Source organism: Brevibacterium sp. XM4083, assembly GCF_006489205.2.
In the GTDB taxonomy this organism is placed as follows: domain Bacteria; phylum Actinomycetota; class Actinomycetes; order Actinomycetales; family Brevibacteriaceae; genus Brevibacterium.
On sequence record NZ_VFYR02000006.1, the window covers coordinates 182,945 to 208,937 of the forward strand.

Below are 25,993 nucleotides of genomic sequence, written 5' to 3' on the forward strand. Positions count from 1 at the left end.
TCCTTACTTCTGGCGTTCCAGGACGGAACGCGTGCTGGCTTCGGGTGTGAGGTCGATGCGCCGCAGGAGTTGGGCGTTGAGCGCAACCACCACGGTGGAGGCCGACATCAGGATCGCGCCGATCGACATTGGCAGGACGAATCCCACCGGTGCCAGGATACCGGCCGCAAGCGGCACGGAGATGAGGTTGTAGCCGGCTGCCCACCACAGGTTCTGCTTCATCTTGCCGTATGCGCGTCGTGAGAGCTGGATGATCGAGAGCACCGACCGGGGGTCGGAGCTGGCGAGGATGACCCCGGCCGAGGCGATCGCGACGTCGGTGCCGGCGCCGATCGCGATGCCGACATCGGCCTGGGCCAGTGCCGGGGCGTCGTTGACGCCGTCGCCGACCATGGCGACCTTCTTGCCCTCGTGCTGCAATCGGGCGACCTTGGCGGACTTGTCCTCGGGGCGGACGCCGGCGAAGACGCGGTCGATGCCGAGCTCCTTGCCGACCTCGTTCGCCACTGCCTCTGCGTCGCCGGTGATCATGACGACCTCGACGCTCAGGGCGTGGAGGGCGTCGACGGCGTCGCGGGATTCGGGGCGGACCTCGTCGGCGAGCTTGAGGCCGCCGACCACCTGGCCGTCGCGGAGGACGTGCAGGATGATCGCGCCCTCAGAGCGCCATTCTTCGGCTGTGCCGACCTCGTCCTGGCCGGTCTCCTCAAGCAGCCGGGGGCCGCCGACGCGGACCTCCTGGCCGGCGACGGTCGCGGTGACTCCGACGGCGGGCGAGGATGAGAAGCCGCTGGCCTGCTGAAGGGCGAGTCCCTTGTCCTTGGTGGCGGTGACGATGGCCTTGGCGAGCGGGTGCTCGCTGTCGGCCTCGGCCGAGGCCGCGAGGGCGAGGACCTGGTCGGCGTCGAGGTCGCCGGTCGGTTCGACGCCGGTGACGGTGGGCTCGCCCTTGGTCAGTGTGCCGGTCTTGTCGAAGAGCACTGCGTCGACCTGCCGCATGGACTCCAGGGCGAGGCGGTCCTTGACCAGCACGCCGCCGCGGGCGGCGCGCTCGGTGGCGATGGAGACCACGAGCGGGATCGCCAGGCCGAGGGCGTGGGGGCAGGCGATGACGAGCACGGTGATCGTACGGACCACGGCCTCGTCGGGCATGCCGATGAGCGTCCAGACGACTGCGGTGACCAGCGCCGCGCCGAGGGCGAACCAGAACAGCCAGGCCGCGGCCTTGTCGGCGATCCGCTGGGCGCGGGAGGAGGAGTTCTGGGCCTCGGTGACGAGCCGGTTGATGCCGGCCAGGGCGGTGTCGTCGCCGGTGGCGGTGATTTTCACCCGCAGGCCGGAGTCCGTGGCGACGGTGCCGGCAGTGACTGTCTCGCCCTCGCCCCGAGAGACCGGGCGGGACTCGCCGGTGATCATGGACTCGTCCATGTCGGCGCGGCCGTCGACGATGGTGCCGTCGGCCGGGACGCTGCCGCCGGGACGCACGATCACGACGTCGCCCACGCCGAGGTCGGCTGGGGCCACCTTAACGACGCTCTCGCCCTCAACGCGCTCGGCCTCGTCGGGCAGCAGTTCCGCCAACGAGTCGAGCGCCGAGGTGGTCTGGGCCAGGGAGCGCATCTCGATCCAGTGGCCCAGCAGCATGATCACGATCAGCAGCGCCAGCTCCCACCAGAACTCCAGCTCGTGATGGACGAGCCCGAGGGTCGCGGCCCAGGAGGCGAAGAAGGCCACCGTGATCGCCAGAGCGATGAGCAGCATCATCCCGGGCTTGCGGGACTTCAACTCGCTGACTGCGCCGGTGAGGAAGGGCCTGCCGCCCCAGACGTACATGACGGTGCCCAGTACCGCGGCGACCCAGCCCGCCCAGCCGGGGACCTCGTAGCCCAGCAGCATGGCGAACATCGGCGAGAGGGTGACCGCGGGGATGGCGATGACGAGGTTGATCAAAAACAGCCGGCGGAACTGGCCAACGTGGTCCCCGTGCCCGCCATGGCCGCTGTGATCTCCGTGGCCACCGTGCTGGGCGTGCTCACCGTGGCCGCCGTGCTCGTCGAGGCCCGTGTGGTCTGAGTGCTGCCCGTGGTCCATGGCGTGGCCCTGGTGCCCGGTGTGCTGACCCTCGTGCGTGCCGTGCGCCTCCGCCGAGGCGTGCGCGGACACAGACCCGTGGTGATGCTCGCCGTGAGCGGGTGCATCGGTTCCGTGACCGTGGTGCTGGTTTGAGTTCGGGTCCGTCATCGTTCCTCTCCTCCGTCATCGAGCCATGCCGATTGCCGCTCACCCGGTCGCCGGGCAAGCGAACGTCGGCTCAGGACGCTGGTTGGATCTCGCTCTCGACGACCCACTTGTGGTTCGTCATCTTCATGCCGTCCGTCTCGTAGTCGACCATGTAGACCGTCTCATCGGTGGACGAAGCGATGGTGGCCGTCGCACCCTCCATGCCCTCCATGTGCTCGGCGAGCAGCGTCACCTCTGTGCCATCGGCCAGGCGCTCGTCGCCGGCATCCTCGATTTCTTCCTGCACGACCCACTTGTGGTCCGTGACGGGGGCGCCGCCACCTGCGGGCGTGTAGTTCACGGAGTACGTGTACGTGTCGAATGCGCCGGAGATCGTCGCCGTCGCACCGTCCATGCCTTCCATGTGGTCGGCCGTGAGCTGTACCTCTGTGCCGACCGGGTAGGCGGGGTCGCTGGCTTCGGCGATACCCTCGGGTGCCGGTCCGCCGTCCATCGGGTGCTCCATCGAGTGATCCATCTCCTTATCACCGCTTTCTGCGTTGTCGCCGCCGTGGCCCTGATGCTCCTCAGTAGCCGAAGGGTCGGTCTGCTGGTCTTCGTCTGCTCCGCTGCCGCAACCGGCGAGCACGAGTGTCACTCCGAGCACTCCTGCTGCCAGCCCTGCTCGCAGTCTCCCCTGCATGTCAGCTCCTTTCATCATTGTGCCTACCCTATACCCCCAGGGGGTACTAGTCAAGGATCGCGCGTTGTACCGGTGTGGATAGATCGAATTGTCCTTCTCAGAGGGACTGCTCATGTTGGATGGGCAATGCGGCGATGAGGGGATGGTCGAAGCCCGCCGGTCCGATCTTCGCGGCTCCACCGGGAGAACCCAATTCGTCGAAGAACTCGACGTTGGCCTTGTAGTAATCAGACCATTCGTCGGGCAGGTCGTCTTCGTAGTAGATGGCCTCGACGGGACAGACCGGTTCGCAGGCTCCGCAGTCAACGCATTCGTCGGGATGGATGTAGAGCGAGCGTTCGCCCTCGTAGATGCAGTCGACAGGACATTCGTCGATGCAGGCGCGGTCCTTGACGTCCACGCAGGGAAGCGCGATCACATAGGTCATGGCTGCTCTTCTCGGTCGGGTGCGGATCGGCGGTGAGAGTCAGTGGGAGGCTCGGGGAGGTCGTCAGTCTCTGCCGGGCCTGCGAGCGCCTGCGGGATGCGCAGGCGCAGGACGGTGGCTGCAAGGCTGAGGGCGATGATGATCGCACCGAGGATTGTCATGGTTCCTGACAGGGTGAGCACCGGCACGAGCAACCCGGCGACAATGGTGGGCACACCGAATGCCAGGTAGGCGAGCGTGTAGATCACAGCCATCACGGCGGCGCGTTCCGACGATGCCGTGTGGGGCATGAGTGTGCGCAACACCCCGAGGAACGCTGTGCCGAACCCGGAACCGACGATCGCGACCGACGCGACGTAGGCCGGGTAGGAACCGAGTGCGAGGGCGCCGATGCTCACTGCGGTGCCGAATGCCAGGGCGCTGGTCGCATACAGGCTGATGGTGCGGGCGGAACGCCGCTGCAGGACGGACGAGGCGGTGACTCCGGAGATCGCCAGTGCGAAGATGACGATGCCCGCGTGGGTGTGCGTGGAGCCCCCGAGCTCACTGCCGACGAGGCCGGCTCCGAGCGCGAGGAAGAGTCCGTTGGTCGCCCACCCGGCGATGATCGCGGGCACACCGGCGGTGAACATGCGGCGCAGGTGCGGTGGCACGGTGAACCGCGGGCGGAGGTCGCCACGTCGTAACCGGGTCTTGGGGACCAATTCCGGTGTGATCCACACCGTCGCTGCCACGATGAGGAAGGCGAGCACGAGCAGGCCGAAGACCGCAGCTGTCGGTTCGGGGGTGAGATCGAGGAGAAGCGCAGCACCGAGTGCCCCGGTCCCGAGACCGATCATCGGCCCGACCGTGTTCCACAGGGCTGCGATGTTCGGATGCGACGGCGGCTCGAAGTCGATCATCATCGCCGACAGGGCCGGGATGAGCAGACCCGCTGCGAGTCCTTGCAGAGCGCGTGCGACCAGGAGTGTCGCGAGGCCGCCGGCGAACCAGAACATGGCCAGGCTCAGTGCCAGTGCCAGGGAACCGGCGGTTACGACCGGACGTCTGCCGATGTAATCGGAGAGCGGTCCGAGGTAGAGCAGCGCGGCCAGGAGGGTGAAGGTGTAGACCGCGAATACGAATGTGGTGGCGACGGGAACGAGCTCGAGCCGTTCGGCGATCTGGGGGTAGAACAACGACGGCGCGCTGGCAGCCGCCATCATGAGAATGGTCGCTGCCAGCGAGAGCAGGAAGCCCCGCCGTGGGATCTGCCTGGTACAGTCTCCCGCCATCGCCTAGGCCTGCACGCCGTGGAGCTGCTGTCCCCACTGGTAGACGGTGCCGACCGCGTCGATGCCGGTGACGCCGACGACCATACCGTCGGTCTCGTGGCGGACGATGAACTCCTCGCCGGCTTCCAGGTAGGTGTTTGTGCCGGCCGTGTATCCGACTCCGGAGATCATCTGACCGTAGACCATCGCCATGTAGGGGCTGCGTGGCAGGTAGGTGCCCGGATCGTCGCTGATGCCGAGGTCGTGCAATGCGGCCTGTGCGGCGTGCGCACCCTGCGCGGCGGCGTCTTCCCAATGGTCGATGCGCCAGGCGCCCAGTGCTTCGTCGTGATGCGTGGCCACACCTCCAGCGGCGTAGACGTGGTCTGCTGCGGCGCGGAGGTGATCGTCGACGTCGATGCCGTTCGTCCACGGTGACGGGGCTGCGGGCGTCGTGCCGAGCGCAACGAGGAGGAAGTCGGCCACAATAGGATCGCCGTCGTCGAGGGTGATGGCGACACCGGATTCTGTTTCGTCGACATGCTGGAGAGTGCGACCCAATCGAGTCTGCACCTTGGCGGCATGGTCGGCGGCGAGGCGTTCAGCCACGGGCGCCCCAAACGCTCCGATGCCGGGAACGGAACTGCGAGAGACCAGCGTGACCATGTGTCCGTCGGCTTGCAGCGACGAGGCGGTCTCGGCTGCGATGATTCCGCCGCCGTAGATCGCCACGCGCGCCGGCCGTCCCAGGCCGGTCAGCAACTTTCGGATGCCGAGGGCATCCTCCACGGAGTGAAGAGCGGTGACCCGCCCTTGTCCGGCGTCGTCGCCGAACACGTCAGCGGGCAGGGAACGGGGCATGCTCCCGGTCGCGACGATGAGCGCGTCGTAGGAGACCTGTGCGCCGGAGGTCAGCCGGACCTGCTTCGCCGAGGTGTCGACTTCGAGCACGGTGTCGGCGATGACCTCGATCTGAGGCAGCGGGAGCTTGATCATCTCCGGCGGTGTCGGACCGAACGCGATTCCCTTGATGAGCATCCGCGTATAGGGCGTCTCCCCGGTGCGGGTCACCAGCGTCACCCGGACATCGTCGCGTGAGGCGAGAGTGCGGGTGGCTGCGGCCCCGGCTGCTCCCGAGCCGAGGATGAGGACGTGCTGGGTGGTCATAGAGGAACTCCTGGACTGCTGGTCGTGGTCGAACTGGTGCGTCGGCGTCAGGAGCGAACGAGGCGGGCGATGGTCTCGGATGCCTCGCCGAGCCTCTGCTCGCTGACTGGTCCGCCGGCGACTGCGGCGTCGAGGACGCAATGCTTGAGGTGATCGTCGAGCAGGCCGAGGGCGACGTTCTCGAGTGCCCTGGTGGCTGCGGAGATCTGGGTGAGGATGTCTATGCAGTAGCGGTCCTCGTCGACCATCCGATCAATGCCGCGGATCTGGCCTTCGAGGCGTCGCAGGCGATTGCGGTACTTCGTCTTGTCGCTGATGTATCCGTGGTCGGACGCGTCGCCGTCGCCTCCTGCGGGGTAGGTGTCGAGGTGGGTTTCGGTGGTGGGGGTCGTAGTGGTCATGTCGGTTCGCTCCGATCAGGTGGCTGGGTGCCGCAGCGGTGCCGCGGCACCCAGCACGCTGGTGGATTACGCCATGTTGGCGGCGTACTTGGCCGGATCCGAATCGAACGCGGGACCGCAGCCGGCGCAGCAGAAGTAGTAGCGCTCGCCGTCGAAGTCGCGGTAGAGGCCGGCGGCTTCGGCGGTCTTCTTGCTGACCGGGGTTCCGACCATGACCGGGCAGGTGGTCATGTCATCGGCTCCCCCGCCGAGCAGGTTCTCGCGTCCACCGTTCTCGGTGGCGGGGTTAGTCTCGTTCGTGCTGCAGCAGCTGCTCATTCTCTGGTGTTCCTTCGTTGCTGGATTCGTGTGGATGGGTGGGTTCTCGTTCGTCACTTCGTGGCGACGCTCTTGAACCCGCGCAGGCGGAGGCTGTTGCCGACGACGAAGACGCTGGAGAACGCCATCGCCGCGCCTGCGAGCATGGGGTTGAGCATGCCCAGCGCTGCGACCGGGATCGCGGCGGTGTTGTAGGCGAATGCCCAGAACAGGTTGGTCTTGATCGTCGACAGGGTCTTACGGGACAGACGGATCGCGTCGACCGCGGCCCGCAGATCACCGCGGACCAGGGTGATGTCGGAGGCCTCGATCGCGACGTCGGTGCCGGTGCCCATCGCCAGGCCCAGGTCGGCCTGCGCGAGCGCGGGGGCGTCGTTGACGCCGTCGCCGACCATCGCGACGATCTTGCCCTCGGACTGAAGACGGGTGACGACGTCGACCTTGTCCTTGGGCAGCACCTCGGCGATAACCTCCTCGATGCCGACCTCGGCGGCGATCTGGCGGGCCACGGCCTCATTGTCACCGGTGAGCAGCACCGGGGTCAGGCCGATCTCCTTGAGCCCGCGGATCGCCTCTGCGCTCGTGGGCTTGACGGTGTCGGCGACGACGAGGATGCCGCGCGCAGCACCGTCCCAGCCGATCGCGACGACCGTCTTGCCTTCACCCTCGGCCTGAGCCTTCGCCTGTGCGACCTCCGGAGAGAGTTTCTGCGACCAATCGGCCAGCAGCGATTCGCGTCCGACGACGACCGGGGTGCCCTCCACGATGCCCTGCACGCCCTTGCCCTCGACATTGGCGAAGTCTTCTGGCGTGGGCAGCTGGCCGACTTCCTGGGTGGCGCCCTTGGCGATCGCCTGAGCGATCGGGTGCTCCGAGGAGTCCTCCAGCGCACCCGCGAGGCGCAGCAGCTCGGCACGGTCCACACCGGCTTCGGTGATCACATCGGTAAGGGTCATCTTGCCGCTGGTGACGGTACCGGTCTTGTCGAGCACGACGGTATCGACCTTGCGGGTGGACTCCAGCACCTCCGGGCCCTTGATGAGGATGCCCATCTGCGCCCCGCGGCCGGTGCCGACGAGCAGCGCGGTCGGAGTCGCGAGCCCGAGCGCGCAGGGGCACGCGATGACGAGCACGGCGACCGCTGCGGTGAACGCGGCGGCGACGGGGAATCCGCCTCCCAGCCAGGCGCCGAGGGTGATGAACGCGACGACGATGACGATCGGCACGAACACGCCGGAGATCTTGTCGGCCAGACGCTGCACCTCGGCCTTGCCAGTCTGCGCGTCCTCGACGAGCTTCGCCATCTGCGCAAGCTGCGTGTCCGAGCCGACACGGGTCGCCCGCACGACAAGGCGGCCGCCCGCGTTGACGGTGGCACCGGTGACCGAGTCGCCCTCGCGGACCTCGACCGGTACGGACTCGCCGGTGAGCATGGAGGCGTCCACCGCGGAGGAGCCGGAGGTCACGATGCCGTCGGTGGCGATCTTCTCGCCCGGACGAACGATGAACTCGTCGCCGACCTGGAGGTCAGAGGTGGGGATCTTCACCTCAACGCCGTCGCGGAGCACGGCGACTTCCTTCGCGCCGAGCTCCAGGAGGGCGCGCAGCGCGGCCCCGGCCTGGCGCTTGGAGCGCTTCTCGAAGTAGCGGCCGGCGAGGATAAACATCGTCACGCCCGCGCCAACTTCGAGATAGATGTTCGCCGCGCCATCCGAGGGAGCGATCGTGAACTCGAACGGGTGCGTCATCCCGGGTGTGCCAGCGGTTCCGAAGAATAGTGCGTAGACGGACCACAGCAGTGCGACCGAGGTGCCCATCGAGATGAGTGTGTCCATCGTCGCGGTGCCGTGCTTGAGGTTCGTCCATGCGGCCTTGTGGAACGGCCAGGCTGCCCAGATGATCACCGGGGCGGCAAGCGCGAGCGAGGCCCACTGCCAATATACGAACTGCAGTGCGGGGATCATGGCCATGGCGATCACGGGAACCGTGAGCACAATGGCGCCGACTAGCCGATGGCGCAGCGAGGTGAGCTCAGTGTCTTCCTCCTCCCCGGCCTCGGTCTCCGACGTGTTCGCCGTGGTGTCCTTGGGCTTGGGCAGCGCAGCCGTGTAGCCGGTCTTCTCGACCTCGGCGACCAGCAGTGCCGGATCGTAGCCGGCAGGCACGGTGACCTTGGCCTTCTCCGTGGCGTAGTTGACCGTGGCCGCGACGCCGTCGAGCTTGTTCAGCTTCTTCTCGATCCGGTTCGCACAGGAGGCGCAGGTCATCCCGCCGATCTCCAGCTCGATGTCCGGCCCACCGGTGGGGGGCGCTGATGTGCTCATCCTCTTCCTTCTCTCTTCAGCTCTCGTGCGACGCCAGTCCCTGCGGGTCAGTGGCCGTCGGTATGCGAATCGTCTGTCTGCGAGCCGTCACCATGCTTGGCGTCGATCACGAACTCGGCGGTGTGCACCTGCCCGTCGACCTGGAAGTCCAGGTAGAGCAGGTAGCGGTCGGCGGTCGGGGCCTCCGCTGCGAATCCGATCTCGGGTCCGGCCGTGTCCCCGGCCTGGGGCTCGTCGCCCTCGGCGTGGACGTGCAGGTAGGCGAGGTCGCCTTCGCGCAGCGCCACCAGGTGACCGAACGCGCCCAGGTAGGGCTCCAGCGTGGTCACCGGCTCCCCGTCGCGCTCGACCGAGATGGTGAGCTCGCTTGAGGTGCCCGCAGTGAGGTCGCCGTTCAGGGAGACGGTGTATCCGTCGACCTCGTCGGTGATCTGAGCCTCGGTCTCGACGGGGGTGAAGTCGCCCGCCACCTCGACGGCGCGAGTCAGGGTGATGCCTTCGGCTCCCTCGCCCGCGGGTGTGAAGTCGGCGTACACGCGGTAGGTGCCGGCTTCGTCCCAGGTCCACGGCACCGACCAAGTGCCTGTGCTCGTGTCGAGTTCGGGGTGCACGTGCTGGAAACCGGTACCATCGGTGCGAACGGCGATCAGATGCAGGTCCTTCTCGTGTGCGGTGGTGTACTCGGTCACCGCTTCGCCAGACTCGTCGAGGATCTGGAAGCTCAGCTTTCCATCCTCGCCTGCAGCCGTGGGAGCCTGGACCGGGGAGAGCACGAAGCCGTCCGCGCTTGCGGAGACCCCGTTCAGAGCGGGCTCCGCAGTTTCCTGCGCAGCGCCGCCGTGCCCTTCACCGTGTGTGTTCACGTCACTTCCTTCTGCCCATGCTGCTACGAAGCTGTCGGGAATGACGGCGCCGGCGAGGCCGAAGGCCCCTCCGAACGCCACCACCAACCCGGCCCCGTAGAGCGCGAGCCGTCCTCCGGCCTTCATCAGACGCGCACCGCCGAGTAGCCGGCCTCCTCGACCGCCGCGAGGACCTTGGCATCGTCGATCTCGCCCTCGGAGGTGACGTTGAGCTTGCCGGTCTGCGCGCTGACCTGGATGTCCTGGACGCCGGGGATCTCGCCGACCTCCTCGCGGATCGACATCTCGCAGTGCCCGCAGGTCATGCCCGTCACCTGGTAATCGTTCGAAGCCATCAGGTATCCTCCTTCTATGCAGTAGTACCCCTACCGGGTACGTGTACAAGTCAACGGTATACCCCTGGCAGGTATTCCGCAAGAAGGGAGGTGGTCGTGTGAGCCGCATCGCACACGTGCTGAAAACGATGGCTGGAGCGTCCGAGATGCGCCTCGTGGCGCAACGATGCTGCGGGGCGACCCGCTGGGTGTTGTCGCTGCGCGTCGGAGAGTAGTGACCCCTCGACTCATTGAAACCGTTGATTGCCTTGCCGTATCGGCGAAGACAGGAACGACCGGTGCGAACCTTAGGCCGGCTCGACACCAATCTTTCACTGATGCTTTTAGTACGGATTCGGCAAGCTCGTCCGGCTCCACAGGCGTTCGAGATTGGTGAGTGGAGCAGATGAAACCCAGCAAGAGTGCGCGGCCACGCCGGAGGTAACAAGGCACTCTTGTGACGCACATTGGCACACCCCGCTGGTCGCCCAGACACGTGCCATCCACCGACCTGTCGGTCCGGCAGTTTACGACTGCCTCAACATCGTGTTCATTAGGTCGGGCTCGGCAATCATGTGCAGCGAGTTCGGTCGTCAGCCGGTCAGCGTGGGCGATGCGATCCTCCTCGGCCCGAACGTGTTGTTCAGTTGCGAGCCCGAGGACCATATGTCGGTCACGTCGATCCATGTCGATACTGATTTCGCTCTCGATCAGTTCTTCTGGCAACACTCTGCCGTGCTGCACGACCGGCTTGACGCGCCCGGCTTCGCGGAGAAGATCTACTCTGAGCCAGCGCAGATTCTGCGACTCGGCAGTGATCGGGCCGGGATGCTTGCGCCGTGGCTGGACGAGATGGTAGCGCTCAGCGTTGAGGGTCAGTTCCGAGAGAGATTCAACCGACTTCAGGCACTCTGGTTTGCCGTCATGGATGTGCTCGGACCATTCATCCGTGTCTCGCCTGTGAGGCTGACACCGTTGCAGCGCGCACGCTCGCGTCCAGTGCTGCCCCGCAGTCGCCGGTTAGCCCCTCTCCGTATGGAGGCATTGCTGGCACGGGAGGCGCTGCATGAAAACGTCGCCCATAAATGGACACTCCGCGAGCTGTCCGAGAGGGTGCGGCTCTCCCCGCAGCAGTTGACCCGTGTGTTCGTCGACGCCTTCGGGAAGACCCCGACCGCGTATCTGACGATGCTTCGCGTGCAGGAGATGGCCCGACTGCTGCGCGAGTCGGATCTGTCTATTGCAGCGGCAGGTCGTCGCGCCGGCTGGTCCAGCCGTTCACGGGCGACGGAGGCATTCATTGAGCACGTCGGGCTCAGCCCTGGTCGTTACCGTTCCATGCACCCGGTCAGCGTGGACACCTAGCAGCAGAGTCGTCCGGGAAATCACCACTTAGTCCGGGGTCCGACCGAGCTTGGTGGCTTCGAGCCCTACGCAGGTTCCGAGGCTGATAGTCCAGGGGTCCACGTCAGGTGCCTCCGCGTTCCTGACGGCCAACCGACCAATCACCCCGTTCGCTGACCGTCTTGACTCGCCGGATGCGCCTGACCCACCTCGCAGGTGCGGGGCCAGCCACCAACCCTGGTGGCCGGCCTCCGGGAGGAGGCCGAACGATGGCGACGAGGCAGGAAGAGACCCGCGAGGCGCGGGAGGCGAAACTCGATGAGCTCCACAACAAGCTCACCGGTGCCGTCGAGCGACTAGTCACCGGGGAGGACTGGGACGCAGCGTTGCGGTTTGCTGCCCAGTTCCGCTCGCGCAGAGCTGGCAGGACGGGCGTATTCGAAGTCCGTGAATGCTTGCCGGTGGTCTCAGGTCTTGCGGTCGGCGGCGTAGTTGGCCCACTGGCCTTTGGTGGTCGTGGTGTGGCGGTTGATCGCGGTGATCTTGAAGCCGAGGAGTCCGGCGAGCATGGCTGGCGGGATCTCTCTGGCGAGGTGTTCAGCGGCGGCGATCCGGTAGCGGCGGGGGTGGATGCCGATGGCTCGCAGTCGGGAGCCGAGCGAGCTGATCGACAGAGGTTTGTCGGCGTGGCTGCCGGTGAACAGCCATCGGGTGGGCAGTTGCTCGACGGTGCTGGCGCGTCGGCGGTGGGGCAACTGCTGGATGACGGTGGCGAACGGTTCGGGCAGTTCCAAGGCCTCGGTGCCGAGTCTCAGGCTCGTGCCGGTCTCGGTGGTGGTCACGTCGTCGGTGGTGAGCGCGACGATGCGCGCCAGGGGTTGGGCGTAGAGCACGATCAGAGCACCGGCGATGCGGTCGACCGGATCGATGCTGTCGTCGCGGACCAGGCGCTGAGCGGCGTGCCAGCGCTCTTCGGCATCGGCGGGCGCTTCGGGTGTGCCCTTGTAGGCGGCCGGCAGGGTGAGGCCTCGGGGCAGGTGGCGGTGCTGGCGTGCCCAGGTCAGGAACGGTGTGACCTGCCAGCGGACCGCGCCGGGGCCGGCGAACCAGGTGTCGATGTCGTGCTGGGTGCACTCGGCGAGGTCGCGGCCTTCGTGTTGGAGCTCGGTGAGGAACCTGGTGGTCTGCTCGATCTTGCGGCGGGCGTTGCTGGCCGCGGTGTCCAGCCGGGTGTCATCGATGCTGCGCAGGCGTGGCAGCACCGCCCACTTGACCCATCTGGTGACGAGCTTGCGGTGCTCGTCGGTGAGCCCGGCGAGAAGGTCGGGGATGGTGTTCTCCAGGCGTCGCAGTGCCCTGCCGTGGTCGGGTTCGAGGATGCCTGCGCCGATCAGCAGCGCGCGCAGGTGCTCGGCCGCTCGGCGTTTGGGCAGAGCGTCCAGGCTCTGGTGGGTCAGCGGGATGCGCCCGGTGTCGAGGCCTTGGAGCAGGGCGCTGGTGCGCTTGAGCCACCTTCGTGTGGTCAGCGGCTCGGCGGCCAGGATGGCCTCGCGCAACCGGTGCAGATACCCGGTCCCCTCGGCGGGCAGAACCTCATCGAGCCGGCGGCGCAGCGCGCACCGGTCGCAGACCCGGACCCCCTCGATGCCGACCAGTGCGGTGCCGGTGGCCTGGCAGTCCGGGCAGCGGCGGCGGGTGCGTGCCCGGCAGGTGCCGCAACGATGCTGGAAGTCCAGCAGCCGGTTCGTCCGTTCGCAGACGGTGCAGGTGCCACGGGGTCTGCCAATGCCGTTGTTGCAGCGCGAGCAGACGCTTCTGCCGGGCAGTGGCTCGCGGCCGCAGACCTCGCAGGAACTCCAGGTCACTTCTCGCGGGTGATCTCGGCTCGCCGCGGGGTGCGCGTCTTCGAGGCGCCCGAGACCTTCGCGGGCCTGTTCTTGCCGGTGGTGCCGGTCGCCTTCGCCGCGGCGGTCTCGGCGACCGGCTCGATCAGGTCGTTCGGGGTGGCGCCGAGGATGTCACACAGGGCCATCAGGGTGCGCAGGCTGAGGCGTTCGGGGGTGCCAGTGACCAGCCGGTATATCTGGGCCTCGGACAGCTCGATGCCGCGTTCGGCCAGCAGCGGGCGCAGGTCGGTGGTGGCGAACATGCCCTGCGCGGCCATCAGCGTGCGCAGGTGCCAGGCATATCCCAGTCGTGGTTGCGGTGCTCTGGGCATGACAGTCCTCCTTCTCGTGGTGGTCTCAGTCGGTCTCGGGTTGGAACGCCCGGTCCAGGGCGCGGCGCAGCGCCTTGTTCTTGTAGTCGGCGCCGACGCTGGTGTAGATCGCGGTCGTCGAGCCCCAGGAGTGGCCGAGCTGCTGCTGGACGAACAGGTGGTCGAAGCCGTCTTCGAGCAGGTGCGTGGCATAGGAGTGCCGCAGGCAGTGCGGCCCCAGGTTCCGGTCCAGGCCGATCGCGTCGCGGTACTCAGCGAACCGGTGCGAGAGCGCATCGCTGCTGACCCTCGCGCGCCGCTCGGTCGGCCACAACGCGGTGCCCGTCGGCGCGTAGAGCGGACGCAGTTCCTCGATCCACTCGGCCACCGATTCGGCCGCCCAGCCCATCGTGGTCAGCACCGTCCGCCGCCTGGGCGGCCCGCCCTTGAGGGCCTTGCCGTAACGGACCGACACCGCCCCATACCGACCGAACTCGGCCGCAGCAGCGTTGCCCGACCAGTCCACCGTGTCCAGCATCGACGCCTCGCGGCGGCGCAGCCCCCAGGCGTAGATGACCTTGAACATCGTCGCGTCGCGGAACGCCGCCAGCCAGCCCTTACGGCCCGAGGCGCCCACCTGCCCGACGCGGGCGTCGCAGTAGTCGAAGAACGCCTGCAACTCCTCCCGAGACAGTGGCCGGTTGCCCGGACGACCCTCGTACTCGCTGCGGTGGATCACGGTGTTCCACTCGTGGAACACCTGCACCGGGTGCTCACCGAAGTAGCGCTCACACACCTCGTGCCACCGATACCGGGCATCGGCGAGGAACCCGCAGAACAGCGACGTCGCCATCTGGTAGTTCCGGATCGTGGAGTGAGCGATGCCCCGCCCGACCATCTCCGCGGTCCATTCCTCGACATCGGCCGGCGTCCACCGCCACGGATACTCGCCGGTGAACTCCGCGAACCGACGCACGATCTGCGATCGCCGTTCGATCGTCGCCCCCGCCAGCGTCCGGGAACGCTGCTGAGCCTGCCAACCGGTCAGCATCGCCTCGAACACCGTCTCCTCCGGCGCCAGCAACACCAGCCCCTCGGCCAGCAACCGCGTCGCCGAGCCACCGATCCCGGGCCGCGAGGAACGATCCGCCTCAACCTCACCACCACGACCCATCAACACCAGACGATGGTATCATTCATCAGATGCAAGACTGGACTGGGTAGCTCACCTGCTTTCCGGGGACCACGGCACCGTTCCCGGCGCCATCGCCCCCACTGGAGACGCCCGGAACGCCGCTGGACCAGCCGGCGGCGAACCCCTGAATCCTGCATCAGATGCGATTCCGCATCCTTTTTCAACAACGTGATGCTGATCTGGCAGCAGCATCAGGAGGCCTTCGAGCAGGGGCGCGTCGCCGAGCCGTTCCCGACCTACGTCGCCGGGTACAAGCAGTGGCAGCAGTTGGGCCGGCAGGTCGAGAGGGGCCAGGCCGGCTATCAGATCCTCGCCCCCGTCACCGGCAGGTTTGCGTCCTCGAATCCTTCGGATGCGGACTCTTGGCGGCGTCTGAACCGTGGCGAGAAGCCGAAACCCGGCGAGACCGTCCGCACCCGAATGGTCGGCGTCCGCCCGGCCTATGTCTGGGATGTCTCGCAGACCGCAGGCGACCCGATCCCCGAACGCCCGACACCCCGGCTGCTGGAAGGCGAAGCACCCGACGGGCTCTGGGAGGGCCTGTCACAGCAGGCACGGTCGGCCGGATTCGAGGTCCTGCGGGTGCCGCATGAGGGCATGATCCACGGCGCGAACGGGTTCACGGACTTCGAGGCGCGCACGGTCGCGGTGCGGGAGAACATGGACGATGCCGCGCAGGTGAAGACGCTGGCCCACGAACTCGCTCACGTGAAGATGCACGGCCCCGACCAAGACGAGGCACGCCAGCATCGCGGGATCGGTGAGGTCGAGGCCGAGTCCGTCGCGCTGATAATCGGCGCCGCCCACGGCATGGACACCTCCGGCTACTCCCTGCCATATGTCACCGGGTGGGCGGCGCAGGTCGATGGCAAGGAGCCCGTCGAGATCGTCCAGGCCACCGGGGAACGGGTGCGCAAAACCGCCGCCGAGATCCTCGAACAACTCGATACCGACCAGGTCGCCGACGGCACCCCGCCTGGACTCGAACGCGGCATGGACAAGCCCGGCCCCGATCGGCAGACACCAGCACCGAGCACCCCAACGGAGTCTCCAGTACGGGAGCCAGCTCGGGTCGAGGCGCGGGGGCTGTGACATGGCATCGCACTCCCGCTTCACGACCGCGCTCCATCTCATGGATGCGACGACGCCGCTGCCAGTGGCTGCGAGCATGCTCGCCCAGCACGGGATGCCGGTCTTCCCGTGCGCGCCGGAGGGGAAGCAGCCGATTACCCGGCACGGCTTCCACGACGCCACCACCGACCAAAGCCAGGTCGAGGCGTGGTGGAACAGGTTTCCGGCGGCGAACATCGGCATGCCCACCGGCCGGGCTTCCGGGGTCTCGGTCGTTGACGTCGATGTCCACGGGACCAACGGTTACGACGCGATCCGGCGTGCACGGCGTGCCGGGCTGGTGTCTGGGTGGGAGGCGATGGTGCGCTCACCGACCGGCGGCCTGCACATCTACTACCCGGCCTCCGACTCTGAGCAGCCGTCGTGGCAGGCCGGCAAGGCCGGCGTCGATTTCCGTGGGGATCGCGGCTACATCATCGTCCCGCCCTCGCAACGCCAGATCGACGGCGCCACCGTGCTCTACCGCCCGACATCCTTCGCGCCCACGGGCGGGCGACCGCTCGACGCGCAACGTCTGCGCGAGTTCCTGACCCCGCCCCGACCCCGACCCCAGGCCGCTCCACGCAGGGAGGCGGCGGCACCGGATGCGGATCGGATGGCGTCGTGGCTGGGCTCGCAGACCACGGATCGCAATCTCAAATTGTTCTGGGCTGCCTGCCGCCTGGCCGAAGGCAACATCCCCGAGAGTGACGCGCTGGATGCGTTCGCCAGCGTCGAGCAGCCGGACTTCGGGGAACGGGAGATCACCCGCACCGTCCAGTCCGCCTACCGCACCATCGCCACCAGCCCCAGCACCCCGACCAGCACGGAACCGATGCTGCGGCGGAGCTCGCAGACGTCTGCGCCGGCACGGTCCTTTGCGCCCGCGGGGAGGGGGCTGGTATGAGCCGGGCACGCGGGTACGGGTGGGCGGTAGTCACGGCGGCGTCGGGCACCGTGATCATCGGGGCCGGTGCGTTCTGGTTGAGCTTCGTCGCCCTGGCCGATCTCGCAGTGCGCTCGGGGATCGCGGCCGGGCAGTCGGGGATCTGGCCGCTGCTCGTTGACGGGCTGATCGTCGTCGCGACCGTCGCGGTCGTCGCTCTCGATGGCCGCCGGACGGCTTGGTATCCGTGGACGCTGCTCATCGGCGGCGCCGGTGTCTCGGTCACCGCGAATGCCGCGCACGCGATCCTCACTGCCGACCTCTCCATCCCGGCCGTTCTTGCGGCCGTGGTGGCGGCGATCCCGCCGGTGGTGCTCCTGGCGGCCACCCATCTCACCGTCGTCCTCACCCGCCCCGCCGACCACGACGACACCATGCCATCGACTCCGGTCGAGACCTCCGCTCTCACCGGGATCGAGAACACCGAGGCGTCCGAGGAGAACGCCTCGCTGGAGCCGGTCGAGGACTCTCCAGCATCGGCTCTGCCAGCGCTTCCCGCACCCGACTCGGCCGCGGCCTCCGCGCGGGAGACGGCACCGGTTGCGTCCGGGGATTCGGGTTCTGACCGCCGCGTGCGGGCGATGGAACTGCGCGGTCTGGGGTGGTCGAACAAGCAGATCGCCCGTGAGGTCGGCGTGCACCCCTCCACCGTGGGCCGCTGGTTCACCGCACCAACTGGAGCTATCGAGACACCCGATGCCGAGAGCATCGGGACCCAGGAAGAACACGAGATCAAGGAGAGAGATCATGAGCCCGCACGAGAATGAACACCGGCCCCAGCCTGAACCCGAGGTGAAGCAGAACCCAACGGTGGAGGCGACCGGGGTGCCGGAGGCGATCGGTGCCGCCGATGTCGCCCGTCACCCTGACCAGACTGCGGCGGGCGTGGGGTCGCGGCGGGCGCGTGGGGTCGATTGGGTGCGTCCGAACGATCTGCTCGCCCGTGGCAGCGGGCGCATTTCGCGGGCGGCGATCGACTTCAACACCTACCTGTCCCAGCAGTCCCAGAAGGGCCTCGTGACCGGTGCGAAATGGGTCGGCGCCCAGGCCCGTAAACTCCCGCACCCCTCCATGTTCGGACGCGGCCACGACCGCACCGGGGCCGACCGGTCACCGGTCGGGATGCAGTAGAGGGTGGTGAACGATCATGACGATCACCGCGCTGGCCGCCCCCGACCCCGACGACGAGCACCACGACCACGCCTTGTGCGGGTCCGCGTGCACCTGGGGGTCAGGAGGTGCCGAGACGATGAACCCCAACCCCACCCAGCCGGCCCCGCACGGTGCCGAGGACTACACGACAAGCGCAGGGCTGCGTGCCCTGCTCACCCGGCTGCACGAGGCCGGGCCGGGCGCGTGGTCCCGCGACCCCGTCGCCCAGGCGCTGATGGCCTTTGCAGCGGAGAAGTATGCGGCGCTGGCGCGGAAGCACAATCTCGACCCGTGGGAGGCTGCATCGGCGGCGTTCGACGTGATGCGCACCCGCTCGGCAAGGGAAGCACATGATCCGTGGGGCGTGGTCACCCACGCGGTGCGGATCACCTGCATCGCCGAGGAACGCGCGACCGGCCTGCTGTGCTCGGTGCATCAGGCCAGGCGTCCGCATTTCTCCTGCTTCCACGACGCCGAACGCCTCTCGGACCGGGAGAACCAGCTCGATGACTACCGGCCCGAGTTCCAGACCACCGACCCCCATCCCGACGACGACACCCTCGTCGGCGGGGTGTCTGCGGCGGAGGAACGGGCGTGCATGTCCGCGTCCTCGGCGGTGGAGGACGCGATCGCGCTGGTGACGATGCTCGGCTGGCCCCCGGTCATGGCCCGGCACACCGTCGAGCACATCTGCGCTGCCCTCATCAACGCCGGCTCCCGCCACACCGCGTACGAGAACCTGCGCCGGGACCAGCACTCCCGCGCCCTCCTCGACGTCCCCGGCAGGTCTTGGACGGCGATGCTGCGGGCGCTGCTGGGCAACCCGCATCCGGGCCTGGCGGCGACCAGCGCCGGGAAGGGGGTACTGCTGCGGCTGCTGCTCGGAGAGACGCTGCCGGTGCTTCTCCACGATGACGATCTCGTGCTCGCCATCAGCCTCGCCGCACCCCACCGCCCGAAGAACCAGGGCTGATCCGGGAAGGGGTGATCTTGTCATGGGTATCGAGCTCAACCGCACGGTCGCGTCGATCCAGGTCGGGCACCGGCATCGCACCGACCTGGGCGACATCGACGCGCTGGCCCGCTCGATCGACGAGCGGGGGCTGCTGCAACCGATGACGATCACCCTCGACGGCGTCCTCGTCTGCGGCAGGCGCCGGCTCGAAGCGATCCGCCGGCTCGGGTGGAAGACCACCAGCGTGTGGGTGCGCTCAGACGTCTCCGACCGGCTCGGACACCTGCTCGCCGAGCAGGACGACAACGCCGAGCACAAGCCCCTGACCCAGATCGAGGCCGCCAGCCTGTACCGGGAACTCACCGAACTCATGCGCGAGAACGCGGCCCGCCGCAAGCAAGCCACCCAGTTCACCAGCGAGCACCAGCCCGGTGCCGACGGTGCGCGAAAATTTCGCACACCGTCCGACCAGGCCGGACGCGTCTCCCGGCAAGCCGCCGCGATGATCCCCGGCGGCGCCTCGGATCGCACCCTGGACAAGATCGACTACGTCACCCAGGCCGCCACCCGCACCGACCTCCCCGCCAATGTTCGCGAGCAACTCGCCGGAGAGGTCGCGACCCTCGAATCAGGTGGCGCGGTCGAACCGGTCTATGCACGCGTGCGTGCCCTGCTCGATGAGGACCGGGAGCAGCGTCAGGCCGATCTGCACGCCCTCGCCGACGAGGCGGTCGCCCGCGTCACCGCCACCAAGACGAAGAAGAAGGCACCAGCCCGGCAGGCGACGCCGCCGGCGGGTGCGGTCGGGAAGTGGCCGGTACGGGCATTCGTGCTGACCTGGCGGGAACTCGAATCGTGGTGGACCCACTACGACATCGACGAGCTCGCCGCCGAACTGACCCTCGAACAAGCCGAAGCGTTCTTCACCACCGCCGCCGGCACCATCGCCTTCGCCGACCGCCTCCGCGCTGTCCTCGAGCACAACGACACCGAGGACGCGAGTGACGACGCCGCAACAGGCTCCGGTGAGCGCGACGCGGATGAGCCCGGCGATGAGCGGGGGCGGCCGCTGCTCCGCGCCCTCTAACCACCCTCATCCGCCGGGGCGGGCGCGGTGCACCTGGCGGCATGACTGCTTCTCGGAATACCCCGGCCCGTCGCCGCCTCATCGTCCTCATCGCCGCAGGACTCGTCGTGCTCCTGCTGGCCGGGATCGGCGTCTACGGACTACTCACCGGCCCCCGCACCACCACCGACACCTACGGTGATCCCGACCCGGTGCCGACGCTCACCACCCCGCACGGACGCCACGCCCCGGCACCGACGCTGCTGCCGGTAAAGGCCAGTGATGACCCGGAAGAGTTCGCCCGCAACGTCGCCACCGCCTTGTTCACGTGGGATACCGGGACGGGGTTCATGCCGCTGGACTATCAGGCGGTCATCCTCGACGTCGGCGACCCCTCCGGCACCGAACAGGCCGGCCTCGCGACCGATGTCGCCGACTACCTGCCCTCGCGGGAAGCATGGACGGATCTGCGCCAGTACGCCACCACCCAGCACCTCACGATCGAAGACGCCTCCGTCCCGCAGGAGTGGGGTGATGCGCTCGCACAGGCGCAGCCGGGGCAGCTGTCCGAGGGCACGACGGCGATCACGATCGAGGGCACCCGGCACCGCGAAGGTGTCTGGAACGACGAACCCGTCACCTCCGAGCACGCGGTCGCCTTCACCGTGTTCGTCGTCTGCGCCCCGACCTACGACACCTGCCACCTGCTGCGCCTATCGGTCCTCGACAATCCCCTCCGCTGAGAGCTGGCCGGGACACACAGTGAAGGAGGTTGATGCGTCGTGGTGAAGAAGATAGTCGCGGTCCTCGCCGTCCTCGTCCTGCTCGGACCCGTCTTCGCCGGGGTGGGGATCGGGCTGCTCATGAACCCGGCCGCGACCTTCTGCACCGATCCCGGCGGCGAGACCGTGCAGGTCGGTGACGTGCCCGATGAGCTGGAGGTGACGACGCGGGATGGGGAGTCGTTCACGCTGAACAAGCGCCAGCTCACGCACGCGGCGACGATCATCGAGATCGGCTCCGAGACCGACGACATCGGGCGCGACGGCGTCGAGATCGCGCTCATGGCCGCCCTGACAGAATCCACACTGCGGCAGCTGGCGAACTCCTCGACCTACCCGGAATCCGGCGAGTACGACAACGACGGCGAGGGATCGGATCACGATAGTCTCGGCCTGTTCCAGATGCGCCCGCAGGCCGGGTGGGGCACCGTCAAAGAGCTCATGGACCCCGACTATCAGGCTCGCGCCTTCTTCGGCGGCCCGGACGGCCCGAACGACGGCAGCCCGCGCGGTTTGCTCGACATTCCCGGCTGGGAAGATATGGGCAAGGGCGAGGCCKCCCAGGCGGTCGAAGTCTCCGCATTCCCCGACCGCTACGACAACTACGCCCTCGTCGCCGAAGACATCCTCGACGCCCTCTCCACCGACACGGGCTCCGCCGCGAACGGGAGTGCGGTCCCGGTGTCGACAGAGTCATCCCGTGTCGTGTTCCCACTGCCTGAGGGCACGTGGACGGCCACGTCTCCGTATGGGCCGCGCACGCACCCGATCACCGGGGAACAGGAATCCTTCCACACGGGCAGCGATTTCTCCGCCCCGGACGGCACCCCGATCCTGGCCGCCGCCGACGGCACAGTCACCAAAGCCGAGTACACCGACCAAGGGGGCGGGCAGGTCGTCATCGAACACCACCTCGATGGGGACGCGATCGCGACCGCGTATATCCACATGTGGGAAGACGGCATCCACGTCTCCGAAGGAGATGAGGTCACGGCCGGTCAGCACATCGCCGATGTCGGGTCCTCGGGCATGTCCACTGGCCCGCACCTGCATTTCGAGGTCCGCGAGGGCGGCACCGACGGCGATTACACCGACCCGGCCGCATGGCTCAACAGCCACGACGCTGCCGACCTCCCCGAGGCCGAAACCGACCCGCCAGACGACGAGGACGGGTGCTCTCCGGAGGACGCCGACGGACCCGGCGAGGAGCCCGACCCGGTCGAGGGCGACTCGGATCGGATGGTTGACGATCCCACGACAGATGGGCAGATCACCGCCCGGATGCTCCACGTCTACGAGGTGGGCATGGCCGCATTCCCTGACACCTCCTGGGCCTGTTACTCACCGCGCTCGGGCACGAAATCCGAGCACCCGCTCGGCAGAGCCTGCGACATCACGTTCGGCAACCCCATCGGGGAGAAGCCCACTCCAGCCCAGCTGGAGGCCGGCTGGGACATCACGAACTGGATGAAAGACAACGCCGAGACACTCGGGGTCGAGTATCTGATCTGGCAAGGGAAGATCTGGAATATCAAGCGCGACGACGAAGGCTGGCGCGACTACAACGGTGGCGGCATGCACGATCCCGGAGATGTCACCGGAGGCCACTTCGACCACGTCCATGTGACAGTCCGAACCGGGGGTGATGCGTGATGGACGTGTTCCCCGACTTCGACGGATTGGCCGGCATCGGTGAGCTGTCCGAGGCGATCGGCGCGGTGCTGATGTTCGTGCTCATCATCGCCGTGCTCATGCTCATCGTCTCTGGCATCGCCTGGGCCATCGGCACAGCGACCGGGAACTATCAGGCCGCATCGAAAGGCCGCATCGGCGTGCTCGTCGCCCTCGGCGCGGCGATCCTCGCCGGTGGCGGCGTCGCCTGGATGAACTGGCTCATCATTCTCGGCAACGAACTCTAACCACCCCTGTCCCGCGCTCCCGTGTTGTGCGCCCGTCTCGGCTGATGCCGGGGCGGGCGCTTTCGCGTGCGGGGGTGGGCGCACCTCGTGGCAGAACCATCGTCTGTCTCACTTCGTAGGGAGCGTTCACCGTGATCGACATCGACCCCAACTCCGACGGTTTGCCCGGCATCGACCAACTCCGCGAGATCGTCGGCGCGATCATGACCGTCGGCCTCATCCTCTCCGTCCTCGCGCTGATCATCAGCGCGATTGTGTGGGGTTTCGGCTCCAACTCCTCCAATCCTCATCTTTCGGGGAGAGGAAAAGTCGGCGTCCTCATTTCTTGTGGCGCGGCAGTGATCTGCGGAGCGAGTGTCACATTGATCAATTTCTTCTGGGACGTCGGTCAGTCCGTCTGACGCCGGTTCGAGTCTTGGAAGGAGGCGCGTGATGGCGCTGTGCGATGTGCCCGTGATCTCGAACGTCTGCGACGTCGCCGGTGAAGCGACCGCGACCGTGGTTGCTGCCCCGTTCGACTTCTTCGCCCAAGCCCTCGGCGGGGCGGCGGGTTGGTTGATCGAGGCGATGTGGAAGGTCTTCGACACGACCACTCTGGTCGATGTCACCCAGGCCGGCTACCTCGATGTCTACAACCTGCTCTTCGGCATCGGGGTATTCATTGTCCTGCTGTTCTTCTGCTTCCAGCTCATCCTCGGCCTCATCCGCCGTGACCCCACCGCTCTTGCCCGCGCTGCCCTCGGCGCCGGCAAGGCGGTGCTCGGCTCGTTCGTCGTAATCACGCTCGCAGCTTTGGCGTTGGAGATCGTCGATCAGCTGTGCATCGGCATCGTCCAGGCCGCCGGGGAGACGACCGAGACGATGGGCGACAAGATCGTCCTGCTCACCGCCGGCCTGACCGCAATCAACGTCTCCGCCCCAGGGGTCGGGGCAATCGTGACGATCTTCCTCGCCGGCCTCATGGTCTCCGCGATCTGCATCGTGTGGTTCTCGCTGCTCATCCGCAAAGCCCTCCTGCTGATCGGGATCGTCCTCGCCCCGCTCGCCTTCGCCGGCTCCGCATGGGATGTCACCCGCAGCTGGGTCGGGAAGTGGGCGGCGTTCGTCCTCGCCCTCATCGTCTCCAAGCTCGTGTTGGTCGTGGTGTTCTTGGTGGCGATCACGCAGATGGCGACCCCGATCGAGGCTGACCTGACGGCGATCACCGAGCCGATCACCGGGATCGTGATGCTCGCGATCGCCGCGTTCGCGCCGTACATGGTCTATCGCGTCATCGCGTTCTTGGGCTTCGACGTCTACAACCAGATGGGCGTCGAACAAGAAGCCAAAGGCGCCCTCAACCGGCCGGTGCCGATGCCGAACAAGCCGCAAGGCGAGGGCCCGAAGAAGGTCCTCGACGACAAGGACGGCGGCGGCGGAGACCCGCCCGGAGGCGGCGGAGGTGGCCCTCGGCCCACCCCGGACGCCGCACCAGCCAGCGCAGAAGGCGGCACCGAAGCAGGCGCCGGAGCTGGAGAGGCCGGCGGTGCCGGTGCGGGAGCCGGGGCTGGCGGAGCGGCAGCGGCAGGTCCGGCGGCGGCCGTGGTCGTCGGCGCTCAGGTCGCCAAGGGCGCCTGGGATGCCGGACCCGAGGCCGGCGAGCAGATCGGCGGACAGGCCGAGACCGCGACCGATGGCGCCAACCAGAACACCAACGGCAACGGCAACGACAGCGGCAGCGGTGGTGGCGATGGCGGTGGGCAGGTGCCTCCGCCGCAGACGCCCCCGCCCAACGCCCCGACCGGACCGAACACGCCGCCACCCTCTTCCGACGGTGGCGGAACGGAACAGCAGCCGCCGAGCCAGGACCAGGAGTAAGCGATGAGCGAGACGAAGACCACGCGAGCCGCCGGCTCCGACCTCGTGCCGGTGAAGTTCTCCCGCCTCACCCGCCGCGGCGTTCTCTTAGGGCTGTCGGCTTCGCAGCTGGCGTGCCTGGCGACCGGTGGGATCACGCTGGTCGGGGCGTTCTATGCCGGCGGCGGGATGCTTATCGCCTACACCGCCCCCGTCTGGGTGCTGGCCATCGTCCTGACGTGGGTGCCCATCGCCGGACGGCCCATCGTGGAATGGATACCAGTCACGGCTTGGTGGCTCTGGCGTACCACGGGCGGGCAGCTGATCTACCGGCGCCGGATCGTCGCCCCGCGCCCGGTCGGCACCCTCGCCCTGCCCGGTGACGCGGCCCGTCTGCGCGAATACCGCGATCCCGAGACCGGGGCTGGCATGATCCACGACCCCCACCAGGCCCGGCTGACCGTGGTCTGCCAGGTCACCCATCCGGCGTTCGTGCTCCTCGACCCGGCCGAGCAGGCCCGCCGCGTCACCTCCTGGGGCCGCGTGCTCGCGACCGTGTGCCGATCCGGACGGATCGCGACCCTCCAAGTTTTGGAGCGGACCCTGCCCGATTCCGGGACGGGCCTGGCGGAGTGGTGGGCCGAGCACGGGACTGCGGATGAGTCGTGGGCGTCGACGATCTATTCCGAGCTCATCGACCGGGCAGGTCCCGCCGGAGAGCGTCACGCTTCCACGATCAGCCTGTCCCTGGATATGAAGACCTCCGCCCGGCAGATCCGCACCGCAGGCGGCGGCCTCAAAGGTGCCGCCGCGGTGCTCCGGCAGGAGATGTCGACGCTGAACGCCGCACTGCGCTCGGCCGACCTCGCCCCGTCGGGCTGGCTGAGCCCCGGTCAGGTGGCCGTCGCTTTGCGCAGTGCCTACGATCCGGCGATCGCCGCCACGTTGGAGCGCCACGGTGAGATCGGCCAGTCCTTGGCGACCGCGGGACCGGTCGCGGTGAACGAGTCCTGGGGCGGGCTGCGCACCGACACCGGGTTCCATGCGGTGCTGTGGGTCTCGGAGTGGCCGCGGTCGAAGGTGTATCCCGGTTTCCTCGCCCCGGTGCTGCTCTCGACCGGGCTACAACGCTCCCTGTCGCTGATCTACACGCCCCTGCGTACCGACCAGGCCGCCCGCGACATCCGCAAGAAAAAGGTCGAGCACATCTCCGATGCCGCACAGCGTCGCCGGATCGGGCAGATCGAGGACGCCGCCCAGACCGCCGAGCTCGACGATGTCCTCCAGCAGGAAGCTGACCTCACCGCCGGCCACGGCGTGCTGCGCGTGACCGGCCTGATCGCTGTCTCCGCGAGCACGCGGGAAGAGCTGGACGCGGCGGTCGCGAAGATCGAGCAAGCCGCGATCCAGGCCTCCTGCGAGACCCGCAAACTCGTCGGCCAGCAGGCCGTCGCCTTCACCGCCGCGGCCCTGCCGCTGTGCCGCACCCTCTGACGAACCC

At 67.9% G+C, this 25,993-nt stretch carries 26 protein-coding genes; 13 read left to right on the top strand and 13 right to left on the bottom strand.

The annotated features are described in order from the left end of the window. Positions 1-3 precede the first annotated feature (3 nt). The 10 genes from FJ887_RS17670 to FJ887_RS17715 form a co-directional block, all read right to left on the bottom strand. Complete coding sequence (locus tag FJ887_RS17670; RefSeq protein ID WP_250786287.1) at positions 4-1,950, bottom strand: heavy metal translocating P-type ATPase; 1,947 nt, start codon at positions 1,948-1,950, stop codon at positions 4-6. A gap of 361 nt (positions 1,951-2,311) precedes the next feature. Beyond that, positions 2,312-2,923, bottom strand: a complete 612-nt coding sequence (locus tag FJ887_RS17675; protein ID WP_140954901.1) for a YdhK family protein — start codon at positions 2,921-2,923, stop codon at positions 2,312-2,314. 97 nt (positions 2,924-3,020) lie between these two features. Then, entirely contained in the window at positions 3,021-3,350 is a 330-nt protein-coding gene (gene fdxA, locus FJ887_RS17680; protein WP_075866897.1) for a ferredoxin, read from the bottom strand. Continuing rightward, positions 3,347-4,624 (bottom strand): MFS transporter, encoded by a 1,278-nt coding sequence (locus FJ887_RS17685; protein ID WP_284711349.1) that lies wholly within the window; start codon positions 4,622-4,624, stop codon positions 3,347-3,349. The genes fdxA and FJ887_RS17685 overlap by 4 nt, the downstream gene beginning before the upstream one ends. 3 nt (positions 4,625-4,627) lie before the next feature. Beyond that, the gene (locus FJ887_RS17690; protein WP_140954551.1) at positions 4,628-5,770 is read right to left on the bottom strand and encodes an FAD-dependent oxidoreductase; all 1,143 of its coding nucleotides are present in this window, start codon (positions 5,768-5,770) and stop codon (positions 4,628-4,630) included. A 47-nt stretch (positions 5,771-5,817) separates the two neighbouring features. Continuing rightward, positions 5,818-6,171 (bottom strand): metal-sensitive transcriptional regulator, encoded by a 354-nt coding sequence (locus FJ887_RS17695; RefSeq protein WP_250786289.1) that lies wholly within the window; start codon positions 6,169-6,171, stop codon positions 5,818-5,820. A 66-nt stretch (positions 6,172-6,237) separates the two neighbouring features. After that, the gene (locus FJ887_RS17700) at positions 6,238-6,489 is read right to left on the bottom strand and encodes a YHS domain-containing protein (RefSeq protein ID WP_140954552.1); all 252 of its coding nucleotides are present in this window, start codon (positions 6,487-6,489) and stop codon (positions 6,238-6,240) included. A 53-nt stretch (positions 6,490-6,542) separates the two neighbouring features. Next, positions 6,543-8,813 (bottom strand): heavy metal translocating P-type ATPase, encoded by a 2,271-nt coding sequence (locus FJ887_RS17705; RefSeq protein ID WP_084451522.1) that lies wholly within the window; start codon positions 8,811-8,813, stop codon positions 6,543-6,545. Between the two features lie 47 nt (positions 8,814-8,860). Then, entirely contained in the window at positions 8,861-9,802 is a 942-nt protein-coding gene (locus tag FJ887_RS17710) for a DUF8832 domain-containing protein (protein WP_075866899.1), read from the bottom strand. Then, complete coding sequence (locus FJ887_RS17715; RefSeq protein ID WP_075866900.1) at positions 9,802-10,011, bottom strand: heavy-metal-associated domain-containing protein; 210 nt, start codon at positions 10,009-10,011, stop codon at positions 9,802-9,804. The genes FJ887_RS17710 and FJ887_RS17715 overlap by 1 nt, the downstream gene beginning before the upstream one ends. A 585-nt stretch (positions 10,012-10,596) precedes the next feature. Between FJ887_RS17715 and FJ887_RS17720 the strand changes: the two genes are divergently transcribed. Continuing rightward, positions 10,597-11,355 carry a helix-turn-helix domain-containing protein gene (locus FJ887_RS17720; RefSeq protein WP_250786290.1) on the top strand — a complete coding sequence of 253 codons (759 nt, stop codon included), beginning with the start codon at positions 10,597-10,599 and terminating at the stop codon, positions 11,353-11,355. Positions 11,356-11,801: 446 nt separating this feature from the next. Here FJ887_RS17720 and FJ887_RS17730 read toward each other — a convergent pair whose 3' ends face one another. From FJ887_RS17730 to FJ887_RS17740, 3 genes are read right to left on the bottom strand one after another with little or no spacing between them, the layout of a single operon-like run. Then, positions 11,802-13,199, bottom strand: a complete 1,398-nt coding sequence (locus FJ887_RS17730; protein WP_140954554.1) for a hypothetical protein — start codon at positions 13,197-13,199, stop codon at positions 11,802-11,804. Next, entirely contained in the window at positions 13,196-13,552 is a 357-nt protein-coding gene (locus tag FJ887_RS17735) for a helix-turn-helix domain-containing protein (protein WP_095376925.1), read from the bottom strand. Before FJ887_RS17735 ends, FJ887_RS17730 begins: the two co-directional genes overlap by 4 nt. Positions 13,553-13,577: 25 nt before the next feature. Then, positions 13,578-14,705, bottom strand: a complete 1,128-nt coding sequence (locus FJ887_RS17740) for a tyrosine-type recombinase/integrase (RefSeq protein WP_095376927.1) — start codon at positions 14,703-14,705, stop codon at positions 13,578-13,580. A gap of 12 nt (positions 14,706-14,717) precedes the next feature. On the opposite strand from FJ887_RS17740, the gene FJ887_RS17745 reads away from it, so the two are divergent. The 12 genes from FJ887_RS17745 to FJ887_RS17800 all read left to right on the top strand — a co-directional run bounded on the left by FJ887_RS17745 (position 14,718) and on the right by FJ887_RS17800 (position 25,986). Beyond that, positions 14,718-15,818 (top strand): ArdC-like ssDNA-binding domain-containing protein, encoded by a 1,101-nt coding sequence (locus tag FJ887_RS17745; RefSeq protein ID WP_219993813.1) that lies wholly within the window; start codon positions 14,718-14,720, stop codon positions 15,816-15,818. Positions 15,819-15,858: 40 nt separating this feature from the next. Beyond that, the gene (locus tag FJ887_RS17750) at positions 15,859-16,743 is read left to right on the top strand and encodes a bifunctional DNA primase/polymerase (protein WP_250786291.1); all 885 of its coding nucleotides are present in this window, start codon (positions 15,859-15,861) and stop codon (positions 16,741-16,743) included. Next, on the top strand, positions 16,740-17,549 hold the full coding sequence (locus FJ887_RS17755; protein ID WP_140954555.1) for a DUF2637 domain-containing protein: 810 nt from the start codon (positions 16,740-16,742) through the stop codon (positions 17,547-17,549). Before FJ887_RS17750 ends, FJ887_RS17755 begins: the two co-directional genes overlap by 4 nt. Beyond that, positions 17,530-17,913 (top strand): hypothetical protein, encoded by a 384-nt coding sequence (locus FJ887_RS17760; RefSeq protein WP_140954556.1) that lies wholly within the window; start codon positions 17,530-17,532, stop codon positions 17,911-17,913. The genes FJ887_RS17755 and FJ887_RS17760 overlap by 20 nt, the downstream gene beginning before the upstream one ends. A 118-nt stretch (positions 17,914-18,031) precedes the next feature. Then, entirely contained in the window at positions 18,032-18,907 is an 876-nt protein-coding gene (locus FJ887_RS17765; protein WP_140954905.1) for a hypothetical protein, read from the top strand. Positions 18,908-18,929: 22 nt separating this feature from the next. Next, positions 18,930-19,976 carry a ParB N-terminal domain-containing protein gene (locus tag FJ887_RS17770; protein ID WP_140954557.1) on the top strand — a complete coding sequence of 349 codons (1,047 nt, stop codon included), beginning with the start codon at positions 18,930-18,932 and terminating at the stop codon, positions 19,974-19,976. A 41-nt stretch (positions 19,977-20,017) separates the two neighbouring features. Further along, positions 20,018-20,698, top strand: coding sequence for a hypothetical protein (locus FJ887_RS17775; protein ID WP_140954558.1), 681 nt, complete (start codon positions 20,018-20,020; stop codon positions 20,696-20,698). 39 nt (positions 20,699-20,737) lie between these two features. Continuing rightward, on the top strand, positions 20,738-22,390 hold the full coding sequence (locus FJ887_RS17780; protein WP_502799940.1) for a M23 family metallopeptidase: 1,653 nt from the start codon (positions 20,738-20,740) through the stop codon (positions 22,388-22,390). Next, positions 22,390-22,656: a DUF6112 family protein gene (locus FJ887_RS17785; protein ID WP_140954559.1), complete on the top strand. Its 267-nt coding sequence runs from the start codon at positions 22,390-22,392 to the stop codon at positions 22,654-22,656. Before FJ887_RS17780 ends, FJ887_RS17785 begins: the two co-directional genes overlap by 1 nt. A 131-nt stretch (positions 22,657-22,787) precedes the next feature. Beyond that, complete coding sequence (locus FJ887_RS17790) at positions 22,788-23,057, top strand: DUF6112 family protein (RefSeq protein ID WP_140954560.1); 270 nt, start codon at positions 22,788-22,790, stop codon at positions 23,055-23,057. Positions 23,058-23,088: 31 nt separating this feature from the next. Then, entirely contained in the window at positions 23,089-24,513 is a 1,425-nt protein-coding gene (locus FJ887_RS17795) for a conjugal transfer protein TrbL (protein WP_140954561.1), read from the top strand. A gap of 3 nt (positions 24,514-24,516) precedes the next feature. After that, positions 24,517-25,986 (top strand): PrgI family protein, encoded by a 1,470-nt coding sequence (locus tag FJ887_RS17800; protein ID WP_140954562.1) that lies wholly within the window; start codon positions 24,517-24,519, stop codon positions 25,984-25,986. The last annotated feature ends 7 nt before the right edge of the window (positions 25,987-25,993 follow it).

Bases quoted from the DNA above. Each gene is read 5' to 3' on its own strand.
- FJ887_RS17735 (WP_095376925.1), bottom strand. From the start codon at position 13,552: ATGCCCAGAGCACCGCAACCACGACTGGGATATGCCTGGCACCTGCGC.
- FJ887_RS17765 (WP_140954905.1), top strand. From the start codon at position 18,032: ATGAACCCCAACCCCACCCAGCCGGCCCCGCACGGTGCCGAGGACTAC.
- FJ887_RS17700 (WP_140954552.1), bottom strand. From the start codon at position 6,489: ATGAGCAGCTGCTGCAGCACGAACGAGACTAACCCCGCCACCGAGAAC.
- FJ887_RS17750 (WP_250786291.1), top strand. From the start codon at position 15,859: ATGGATGCGACGACGCCGCTGCCAGTGGCTGCGAGCATGCTCGCCCAG.
- FJ887_RS17785 (WP_140954559.1), top strand. From the start codon at position 22,390: ATGGACGTGTTCCCCGACTTCGACGGATTGGCCGGCATCGGTGAGCTG.
- FJ887_RS17795 (WP_140954561.1), top strand. From the start codon at position 23,089: ATGGCGCTGTGCGATGTGCCCGTGATCTCGAACGTCTGCGACGTCGCC.
- fdxA (WP_075866897.1), bottom strand. From the start codon at position 3,350: ATGACCTATGTGATCGCGCTTCCCTGCGTGGACGTCAAGGACCGCGCC.
- FJ887_RS17690 (WP_140954551.1), bottom strand. From the start codon at position 5,770: ATGACCACCCAGCACGTCCTCATCCTCGGCTCGGGAGCAGCCGGGGCC.
- FJ887_RS17710 (WP_075866899.1), bottom strand. From the start codon at position 9,802: ATGAAGGCCGGAGGACGGCTCGCGCTCTACGGGGCCGGGTTGGTGGTG.
- FJ887_RS17715 (WP_075866900.1), bottom strand. From the start codon at position 10,011: ATGGCTTCGAACGATTACCAGGTGACGGGCATGACCTGCGGGCACTGC.
- FJ887_RS17705 (WP_084451522.1), bottom strand. From the start codon at position 8,813: ATGAGCACATCAGCGCCCCCCACCGGTGGGCCGGACATCGAGCTGGAG.
- FJ887_RS17760 (WP_140954556.1), top strand. From the start codon at position 17,530: ATGAGCCCGCACGAGAATGAACACCGGCCCCAGCCTGAACCCGAGGTG.
- FJ887_RS17695 (WP_250786289.1), bottom strand. From the start codon at position 6,171: ATGACCACTACGACCCCCACCACCGAAACCCACCTCGACACCTACCCC.
- FJ887_RS17755 (WP_140954555.1), top strand. From the start codon at position 16,740: ATGAGCCGGGCACGCGGGTACGGGTGGGCGGTAGTCACGGCGGCGTCG.
- FJ887_RS17675 (WP_140954901.1), bottom strand. From the start codon at position 2,923: ATGCAGGGGAGACTGCGAGCAGGGCTGGCAGCAGGAGTGCTCGGAGTG.
- FJ887_RS17775 (WP_140954558.1), top strand. From the start codon at position 20,018: ATGACTGCTTCTCGGAATACCCCGGCCCGTCGCCGCCTCATCGTCCTC.
- FJ887_RS17685 (WP_284711349.1), bottom strand. From the start codon at position 4,624: ATGGCGGGAGACTGTACCAGGCAGATCCCACGGCGGGGCTTCCTGCTC.
- FJ887_RS17745 (WP_219993813.1), top strand. From the start codon at position 14,718: ATGGTATCATTCATCAGATGCAAGACTGGACTGGGTAGCTCACCTGCT.
- FJ887_RS17800 (WP_140954562.1), top strand. From the start codon at position 24,517: ATGAGCGAGACGAAGACCACGCGAGCCGCCGGCTCCGACCTCGTGCCG.
- FJ887_RS17740 (WP_095376927.1), bottom strand. From the start codon at position 14,705: ATGGGTCGTGGTGGTGAGGTTGAGGCGGATCGTTCCTCGCGGCCCGGG.
- FJ887_RS17770 (WP_140954557.1), top strand. From the start codon at position 18,930: ATGGGTATCGAGCTCAACCGCACGGTCGCGTCGATCCAGGTCGGGCAC.